Here is a 9757-nt window from a genome sequence, read left to right as displayed (position 1 = left end):
CAAACCCGCTTTCGGACTCAAAACCTACTCGCATGAACTTTCCTGTCCGAATCAGACCCGCTTTCGGACTCAAAACCTACTCGCATGAACTTTCCTGTCCGAATCAGACCCGCTTTCGGACTCCAAACCTACTCGCATGAACTTTCCTGTCCGAATCAGACCCGCTTTCGGACTCAAAACCTACTCGCATGAACTTTCCTGTCCGAATCAGACCCGCTTTTGGACTCAAAACCTACTCGCATGAACTTCCCTGTCCGAATCAGACCCGCTTTTCAAAATACTAAAACAATTCATATCTTTCCTTTAAAAAAGCCACACTTTCATTAATATAAGGCTCCTTCGTTTCCTCTAATAAAATATTCATATATGGTTTCTTCTCTTTAATCTGTTTTAATATGAAATCATAGTTTAATAATCCCTTACCCACTGCAGTGGTTGTTAGTTGGTTATTTTGGATATTAAAATCCTTTGCATGTAGAACGACTACCCGATCACCGAATAACTCCATTGCTTCCTGAAAAATCTCCTCCTGATTCTCATACGTATCAATGGTAAACAGATTTACTGGATCAAGAATGACTTGAAGATTATTCGAAGGAATGATATCTAACAATCTCTTCATTACTTTTGGCGAATAGACAGGATGGTTCACTCCTGCTTCAATACCAACGATCACACCAAATTTTTCAGCTTCTTGAACGAGTTCACGAACACTTTCAACTACTTCTAAAAACGGTTCTTCTTTGAAATTATCCTCTGTATAGATGATGTCTGCGTTTACATTACCCGTTTCGGTCGCAACAATACTGCATCCAAAATCCCTTGCAAAGCGGATATGCTCTTTAAATCGTTCGATACCTTTTCTCCTCTCTACAAGGTCAGGATGGATCATATTAAAATAGCAACCTAATACAGCAATTTGTATATGTTGTTTCGAAAACTCATTCCCTATATATCTGGCTAAACCAGGACTTAAACTACCTAATTCTGTATTAATACTATCGAATGATTTACTCAGGGCTAACTGTACGGATGTGAGCCCCTTTCCAGCTATTTCTTTCACTAACTCTTTTAGCGGACGATTTTCAATATCATGAGCTCTAATGCCAATATTCATTTCGTTCACCTCACCTTAATAAATAACCCTTATTCTCTTAGATTCTATGATATAAGTATTCTACTAATGAAAGAATGGCCATTGATTGTCCATACGGCATGGCAGTTACTGGAATTTGTTTATAAAACTCTTGTGTATCTCCCATTGCAGTTCCAGCTGAAACGTTTTCTAATTCTCCATTTTCATTTATATTTTCAATGACGGCTGAAATAGCCTTTAATCCCATATTCAAATACCTTTTCGGAACATAGCGTTTACGAACAGATCTTAGCGTTCCAAACGCAAAACCAGCGGTACAGGAGGCTTCCACATAGGAACTTGGATCTAGCAACAAGGTGTGCCATAAACCATTTTCATTTTGGCATAACTCAAGAGCGTCCAATTGTTGCTCCAGCGTATCAGTTAATACTTGACGAACGGCGTCTGTCTCATCTAAATCAACTAAATCTAGAAATTCCGGAATGGCAATCGTCACCCATGAATTTCCACGTCCCCATAACGCTTCAGCAAAATTGTGATTCCCTTCAAACGTCCAGCCATGGAACCATAAACCTGTCTTTTTATCAGACAAATATTTGATATGTATTAAAAATTGTTTTTTTGCCTCTTCCACATATTCGGGCTTGTTAAGCAATAAGCCGATCTTCGTTAGTGGCAAAACACTCATCATTAGCGTGTCATCCCATAATTGCTGATAGTTCTCGGAACCGAAAACTACGTGCTGAATTCCCCCACCCTTTGTTCTTGGCATATCATGATATAACCAGTCCCCCCATGTTTCTAAATAAGGAAGGTATGTGGGATTACCTGTTTCTTCATATAAATATGCAAGCGTTAACATTTGTACCATCGTGTTAACATTTTTCTCCACTGGAGGCTCTTTGAACTGATCGTCAAACCATTTGATGATCATTGATAAAATCTCTTCTTTTTTCGTTAATTTATAATATTTCATCATGCCATATAAGCCAACCCCTGCTGTCCATTCCCAATAATTAAAACTCTTGTTATCGATTTTTCTTCCATCTGCAAGTGGAATCGCATATTTCCCGTCTGGATCATTTAGGTTAATCAGGTTATCAATTAGCAGCTCTATTTTCTGTTCAATTTCATGTCTTTGCATGTTGATTACCTCCTTCATATATAGTTGTTTAAGGGAAATGTCTATAAGAATACATGGTATAAAGATTCAACTCTATTATATGGGTACGATTTAGTGGATAAAATTTAAAATTCAGTTTTTTTATAACAAAAAACAGTGTTTTCAAATGTTATAAATACAAAAAAAACCACCTTCGTATATAAGGTGGGTTAAAAAAGGTTGATTTCCGCTCCAGGCGCTTGCTTTCCGGGGGGCTAAACGCCTGAGCCTCATCGTCGCTAGCTCCTGCGGGGTCTCGCCTGTAAAGCTAATCCCCCAGGAGTCAAGCACCTTCCGCTCCAATCAACTAGTATAATATTTAATTATTAAATCAAAGATCAATGAATTATGTCAAAAACTAAATAATCCTTTAAAACCTATTGAACAACTTCTTCTCCTTGAAATATCCGAAATGCTGGAACGATGGTGTCGGAAACAATTTCTTTACCTTTTTCACGAATGAAGTCCAATTTATAGTAGGAATCAAATCGTTGGCTGATTTCTGTTTTCACCAGTTCGGGCGGTGTGACGACGATGAATTGGAATTTTAACTTATCGGCAACTGCAAAGATCGGGTCAAGTACATGTGTGGATGCAGCTTGTCCGAACGGATTATCACAGACTAAAGGAACCCAGCTTTGATCGGTTTCGCTTTTAACTGATAATAACATCATCATCATAACCATACGGGCTGATAACTTTTGTCCACCACTGCCATCCGATTTTGTCTTAGAACCTTGATTAATGGTCTGCCAAGTAGAGTAATGCTCTCTTTGCGGTTTCCCATACATAAAGGCATTATCCGTTCTCATATTATAGACAAGTAGCTCAGGATATCGATTTCTTAGTGATACAAACAAAATTTGCTCGTCACTAATAAGCTGTTTAATTTCCTGATCTAATAATCGATTATGATCATCAATCATATCAAATTGCTTCGTAATTTTATTTATGGCCGATACAAAGTGCTGCTTCAGGAGCGGTTCGATATCTTCCGCCTTTTTAGGCAAGATGTCTTCTTTTAATTGGACGAGAGGGAAAGATCCTCGTTCATTTTTCAGCTTCATTTTCGCAATCATGGAACGAATGGCTTCTGAAATACTCATTACTTTCATACTAGCTCGACTAGCCCAGAAGTTTTGAGCCTTTTCTGCCCTCTCTTTGTCACGTTCTAATTGTTCTAAGCCACTTTGTGAGAACCGCTTCATATTTTTCACAATGCTTTGAATATGCGAGTAATGCCTTGTATCCATATGGTCTAATGTAGTTAAAACTTCATTCTTAAAACGAATTTCCCAATCTTTCCCTTCAATTGCAAGCTTTAGGTTACGCAAGGATTGATCAATTTTCGCATGCTTTTCTTGTCCTTCTTCTAGAATCTCTTGATGTTGTTCACACCAGGATAAGATGCACGCTTTCCCTTGAGTCTTAATTTTTTCTAGCTCATGATCGGTAAATGCTGCTGCCTCTTCCTTTAAGATCACTGATAGAGTTAACAAGTCACCTTCATAACTTGCAATATTTGTTTCTGTTTCTTTCTGACGTTTTTCCGTCTTCTTTACTGCATCCTTCGTTATCTTCGTTTGGTCTTTTATTTCTACTTCCTTCACATTTAAGTCAAGGTCTGCCCATTCTTCAGGCTGTTTTTCATGCTTTGCTATCTTTTTGCCTGTCTTTTCGCGTTGTTCGGTCGCATGCTGCAAGGACGTTTCTGCTACCGTTACAGCCGTTCCTTGTTCACGTTCTTCCTTTTCCGCAGCCTTCGCTTCCTTCTGTGCCGTTTGCAGCATATTTTCTAATATGCTTATCGGTTCATCAGGTTCAGAGGCTTTCTCCCATTCCTCATTTGCTGCTTTGAGTTTTTTCTCTAATTTTCTTTGCTGCTTTTGTTCGGTTTCTTTCTTTGCTTGAATAACGAGTAATTCTCTAGCTTGTTCTTCTTTTGATTTTTGAAGCTGTTTCAACTCTTCTATTCTCCCATTTATCTCTTCTAATAAATGAGTGGATAGGCGCGGAACTTCTTCACTTTGGTCTACTTTTTCATCAGGAGGAAAAGCCGCTCCTTCAATAAAGAAGGCAATCTCCTTGACATTCTGTTCGGTTGTCAGCTTCCATTCTACATACGTATGATTCCACTTAGTTTGTAGCTCCACGATCTGTTGGTGCTCTTTTCCTAATACTTGCTGTTTTAGGACCAAGGCTTCTTTTTGTTTCTCTTTTTCTTCTTTCACCCGTTTATTTTCTTGATGAAGGGTTTTTTCTTTTTCAAATTCCTCTAATGTTTCCACATCTTTTGTAAGCTTTTCTATTTTTCGTTTTGTATGTTCCAATTGCTCTTTTAACTGAAGCTGTAATTCCTTTTCCTTTTCTTGCTGTATGGTGATTTCCTGTAAATTTGCTTTCTTAGCAAGAAGAGCGTTCTGTTCCTGATTTAGGTTTTTTTCAATATCACTTGATAACTGACCTGATAGAAATCGATCGATTTCTTTTAACATACGACGCAAAGAGTTTTCTGTTTTTTCAATCTCAATAAGTGTATCTTTCTTTTCTTCTATTTGTTTAGCAATACTAATTTTCCAGTGGGTGAATTGATTTTTATCCGATAACAGCTCTTTCTCGGTTCCGTTAATGATGACAAAGGATGGTTGGTGATTGTCGCTGTTCATTTCCTCACGCATAAAAATCGGAACCGGACTTTTAAACATTCTTCCTGATAGAACCTGCTGATTAATTTTTTGCCATTGATGCTGACTTACGACTAAACCGTATGGAAGGAGCGGATACATTAAGCAATAGTTCGCCATATCTTCTGCACGTAATGATTGAAGAAACTGAGTACCATAAAACACATCAATACCTGTCTTCTCGTCGATCCATTCTTTTAATTCTTTCACATCTTTATTTGCAATCCAGAAACCCTCATCATTTAAAGAATGATCGAGCTGCGTTTCCCAAAGTTCTTTTTTAATTTGTTCTCCTTGTTGTTTGTTACCTGCCAGAAGTTCTTCTATCTGTAACGCATACTTTGATAAAAGAGAGTGAGTAAACGGTGCAGTGACATCATCCAATAAACCATGAAGTTTATCTAATAATTTTGATTCTCTTTGCTCTTGTTCGTCATTTGCTATCTTTAATTCCGCACACTTTTCTTCTGAAAACTGAATGGATTGGACAAGCGTACCATGGGAAGAGGCTAGTGAATTTTGCTTTTCACTAGATTCTTTATCTTTTGCTTGTATCTCTTCTAAGGTAGCCTTTTTGTCCTCAATTTGTTTAGAGAAAGATTCGATCAAGCCCTTTAAGTCATAGGTTAAGCGGTCACCAAATTCTTTGATGAGTGCTGCATCTTTTGATTCGAAGGCATGTATTTGCGTATATAGAAAATCCATTTCTGTACTAATTTGAGCTATTTCTTTTGTCTTCTGCTTATCCTGTTGCGTGAGCTCCGTTTCTTTTTTCTTTAAGAACTTTTGATAGCCCAAGTACTGCCTAACACCTTCTTGTATGGTTAGATAGGAATGCTCCCATTGTTCTGCTACTTCTTTTTTGATTTCATCCATTCTTTGATTCACTTGCTCTAAGCCACTATTTTGTTCTAATATGGCAATTTGCTGTGACAGAGAGCGAATCGTTTGTTCGTTTTCACTCCACTCTTTCAATAATAACTGAAAGACGAGTTGTTCTTTTCGTTCCTGTTTCTCTTTCACTATTTCTTGAGTGGAAGCGTGCTTTTTTCTTTCTTCTACTAATTTCTTATCCCACTCCATTACCTCTCGATGAGCTTTTGCATACTCCAAATTATCTTTTTGATAGCGTAGGTCTTCTTGCTTGATTGTTAATTTCTCTATGTCCTTTTCTAAAGTAACCAACATTTCCGTTTCTGATTGCTTCAAATGTTCTAACGCACCAAGCAGTTGTCTTCCTACTTTTATACTTTCCTGAACAATTTCTTTATGTTCTACCCCTTTAGCTAAATGCTCTTCAAAGGGAACAATATCTTCTAAAAATTCTTTATGCGCTTGCTCTCTTTTTAAAAGAACAGGCAGATCCTTTGCAATACTGGCCTGACTCTTAAAAATCTCAACTAGATCATTCTTTTGGTGTTCCGTTCGATGTAAGACTTGACTAACGGTAGGAATAATTCGTTTTTGGAAAAGGGAATGATCATCTTCGGCTCCCTCAAAGTATTTGCCTACTCCACCTTCATCCTTGTTGATATCCTTCATAATGTCCCAATCTTTACGGTTAATTCCGTATGTATCAAGGATGCGATAGTGCTTCTTCATATCTTTATAAACGTCATATCCATTCCATTTCAAGTAATCCTTCAAGCTTTCACTGTCAGCAACCTCATCATTTTCATACAGTGGAATATGCTCGACGGCGGCCTCTTCTTTGCGTTCAAATTCTCTCGTGTAAAATGTAATATTAGGGAGAATCTTTGCTTCCTGTTCTAATGATTTGCTTTCATTTCCACCTTCTTCACTCATCGAAATCCTCTGTTCTGCAGAGAACATTCCTCCCGTGATTAGATGTCTGCGATCGGCACCGTCTAATTCCCATTGAATGAGAACATGAAAGGTATAAGGAATAAACTGCTCTTTATTATTAAAGAAAAATTGTTGATAATAACGATTGTTTTGTTTTCCCCAAGACGTTCCAGGTTTGAGAATTTGGAAGACCGTTTGCAGGAACACACCTTTTCCGCCCCCATTCATCATAGCGATGAGACCATTGGTTGACGTTTCTTCATTATGGAAGTTAAAGGTCGTATCTTTATATTGCTTTTGCATGCCATCATACTTCAGGCCAACAATTCTAATTCGATGGATTTTCGGCATGCTCATTCTCCTCTGTTGTCATTAATTTCTTTAATATTTCGTATCGGTCATAATCGTGATACAAGTATTCAATTCTCTCAAAAAGCTCTTGTTTTGGAATTACCTTTGGAATATCATCCCGATCAAGAATAACGATTAGCCCTTCCGTCTCTAATAACCGCATAGCGCTGGCAATTAATCCGATTCTCGTTCTTCTATTGCCTTTTTTCAACCCATAATCCTCGGTGTCGACCTCCATGTATTTCCAGGTGGTCACCATTTCCTTCATATCCAGTCGTTCTTCTTCCCCGAAATTAGGTTTCGCTTTAAGAATCTTCTCCCAATTCATCATCAAGTCATTAACATACCGTTCCAAGGCATAGTAGCTAATGCCTTCTCGTTTCGTTCGGATTTTTGCCGCTTGGTTGCGGTCTATGGAGGCTAAGAAAGACATGATGATAACGCTGATCAGGTGAAAATGTTTTTTTGTTTCGATTTGGCGATGCTTCTCTTTCATATGTGTGAAATTTGTCGCAAATACCGATCCAGTTGGCTGAACGACTAAATGGATACGTTTGGGTGATTCAATGATATACGTACCTGATTCGTCTGCTAATAATAAAACTGTCTGTCTTACTTCCGGATCAAAGAAAGTTTGGAAGTGTTCACTATTTTCGTCGATGACTTTATCTTTTAATAAAGTAAAATAAACAGCTGACGCTTTTTTGATCGTTTCAGCATTCATCGTTTCTCCTCCTCTATGCATATTTTAAAAGGGGTGATTTTTGTTTGATACCATACAAAAGGCTCCGCTCGAGGATCAAACATGGTAAAGATCTTCAACCCTTCAAACACTTGAAATTGTGGATATTCTTTCATTAATTTATGCAGAAGAATTTCTCTCTCATCGCTCAGTGTTTCTTCCTTCCGGTGCAACACTTGAACCTTTAACGGCTTTTTATCAAACATCATCCATAAATCAATCGTTTCAGATTCCTCGAACCACAAATCTTGCACTTCCAAAGGCATGGTTGCGAGATCGGATAATGAAAACTCTCTGTTCGTTTGTAAAAATTGAAAAACATAACTCCACGCCTTAATAACAGAATTCCAGTTCGTTACTCGTGGACGGGTTACGTTTTCTTCTGCTTCTTCTATCACTTCAACATCTGTTAGTTGTTGCTCATCGAATTCTTGTTCTCCCCAAATCCAATCAAGAGGCAAAATAAACTCATTCCTCGGTGAAAATATGGGAGAGAGGACGTTTTCTATGGCCCTAAAATCCTGAACGCCTTCTTTAAATAACCAATTTTCATACACATGCTCTCGAAAAGATACCATGCTCTTTTCCCAGAACAATGAAGGATTTTCTGCTTTTAACTTCAGCTCATACGATATATTTTGAATAACGAGCTTTGCAAAACGATCATGCAATTGCCTTGTATGACCTATTTTCTCTTGGAGAAGAATCAATTCCCTTTGAATATAATCATCTGCTTCATTTCTACGTTTCGTTTTTTCTATCATACTAGTAATCGTACGGAAGTGATTTTTTTCCTCTTCAAATTGCTTTTCTATTTCCACACGATTGTCTGCTCTTTGCCTTTCCTCTTCAACCAATAAAATTTTGGGATTGTTGATCATTTCCTTTTGGAAGGTGAATTCATTTGCCATTAAGCGGTTTACTCGTGAAATGAGGTGATCGAGGTTTCGAGTAGCTTTTCTAAAATTACCGTTTTTAATCAACTGCATACTATAGAGTTGTTCAATCGTTATGGAGAATTCCTCAGCCATTTCTCTACTCATAAAAATCATTTCTTGAGCAACATCTGTTAGTTTATAGACAATCGAGCCGCCTATCTCGAGATTCGTATATAATTCATCCATCGTGACATATCGGAAAGTTTGCGTTTCCCAGGATTGTCTTATTTCATCGTAATATAAGGCTTCAAACGGTCTACTATACTCTTCTTTCCCTTGATATAAAAGCCCACTCGTGATTCGTTCAATTTGTTTATCGTCTGCTAAAAGTCTCATCTGTTTAATAGAATCTTCGACCATATACTTAATATCTGATTTGCTTCTTGAATCATCATCATTTAGTTCTCTATAAAAGATGGTGAGGAGCACTTGCATGAGAATGGTTTGGATGTGAGGCTTCAAATCCCCCACTTCCATTCCCCTCCCAAGCTCAAACAGGGGATTTAATCGTTGCATTCGTTGGGCGAAGCCTTCCCATGATTCGTTCACATCCATCTCCTCCATGTTTCGATTGTTAACACTTCTTGCGGTATCCGCTTATTTTCCTGCCATAATTCTAGTAATACTGCTTTTTCTTCCTCGGTGAACCATTGAAAAAACGAATCTCGGTATTTCGCATTTTGTGTCTGACCAGATTTTTGGTCATTTCTTTGTTCTTTACATTCAAGCATTTTCCGATAAATTTTTAAGGCAGGCTGAATACAGTATTCTGGATACTTTTCAATAAGCCGAACCAAGATTCCATATCCTGAGGCATCTAGATCTCCTGCGTAATAGATCAAATAGGATTTGGGCGGAAACATTCGAAAGAAAAAGGAAAAACTACGTTCAATTTTTGTCCCTTCCCCATAAATAATTAGTTCAGGTTCATAATCCAGTACATTGGCTTCCAATAATTTAATGGAAGTATGAAAGAAA

General features: G+C 37.8%; 6 protein-coding genes. All 6 read right to left on the bottom strand.

Features of this window, described 5'->3' with window-relative positions:
• Positions 1–280: 280 nt before the first annotated feature.
• Positions 281–1117 carry a sugar phosphate isomerase/epimerase family protein gene (locus tag ACGLXV_RS12720; RefSeq protein ID WP_391558908.1) on the bottom strand — a complete coding sequence of 279 codons (837 nt, stop codon included), beginning with the start codon at positions 1115–1117 and terminating at the stop codon, positions 281–283.
• A 37-nt stretch (positions 1118–1154) separates the two neighbouring features.
• Entirely contained in the window at positions 1155–2240 is a 1086-nt protein-coding gene (gene bglB / locus ACGLXV_RS12715) for a beta-galactosidase BglB (RefSeq protein ID WP_391558907.1), read from the bottom strand.
• Between the two features lie 395 nt (positions 2241–2635).
• Positions 2636–7099, bottom strand: a complete 4464-nt coding sequence (locus ACGLXV_RS12710; RefSeq protein ID WP_391558906.1) for a hypothetical protein — start codon at positions 7097–7099, stop codon at positions 2636–2638.
• Entirely contained in the window at positions 7077–7823 is a 747-nt protein-coding gene (locus ACGLXV_RS12705) for a DUF6063 family protein (RefSeq protein WP_391558905.1), read from the bottom strand. The genes ACGLXV_RS12710 and ACGLXV_RS12705 overlap by 23 nt, the downstream gene beginning before the upstream one ends.
• The gene (locus tag ACGLXV_RS12700; protein WP_391558904.1) at positions 7820–9334 is read right to left on the bottom strand and encodes a hypothetical protein; all 1515 of its coding nucleotides are present in this window, start codon (positions 9332–9334) and stop codon (positions 7820–7822) included. Before ACGLXV_RS12700 ends, ACGLXV_RS12705 begins: the two co-directional genes overlap by 4 nt.
• On the bottom strand, positions 9325–9757 hold a 433-nt coding region (locus ACGLXV_RS12695; protein WP_391558903.1), incomplete at its 5' end, for a Wadjet anti-phage system protein JetD domain-containing protein. The genes ACGLXV_RS12700 and ACGLXV_RS12695, both read right to left, overlap by 10 nt.

It is taken from the genome of Robertmurraya sp. (assembly GCF_036676585.1).
GTDB lineage: Bacteria > Bacillota > Bacilli > Bacillales > Cytobacillaceae > Robertmurraya_A.
The sequence above is the reverse complement of the archived record's forward strand: the minus strand, read 5'-3'. Positions and strand labels throughout refer to the sequence as shown.

Bases quoted from the DNA above. Each gene is read 5' to 3' on its own strand.
- bglB (WP_391558907.1), bottom strand. From the start codon at position 2,240: ATGCAAAGACATGAAATTGAACAGAAAATAGAGCTGCTAATTGATAAC.
- ACGLXV_RS12720 (WP_391558908.1), bottom strand. From the start codon at position 1,117: ATGAATATTGGCATTAGAGCTCATGATATTGAAAATCGTCCGCTAAAA.
- ACGLXV_RS12710 (WP_391558906.1), bottom strand. From the start codon at position 7,099: ATGCCGAAAATCCATCGAATTAGAATTGTTGGCCTGAAGTATGATGGC.
- ACGLXV_RS12700 (WP_391558904.1), bottom strand. From the start codon at position 9,334: ATGGATGTGAACGAATCATGGGAAGGCTTCGCCCAACGAATGCAACGA.
- ACGLXV_RS12705 (WP_391558905.1), bottom strand. From the start codon at position 7,823: ATGAATGCTGAAACGATCAAAAAAGCGTCAGCTGTTTATTTTACTTTA.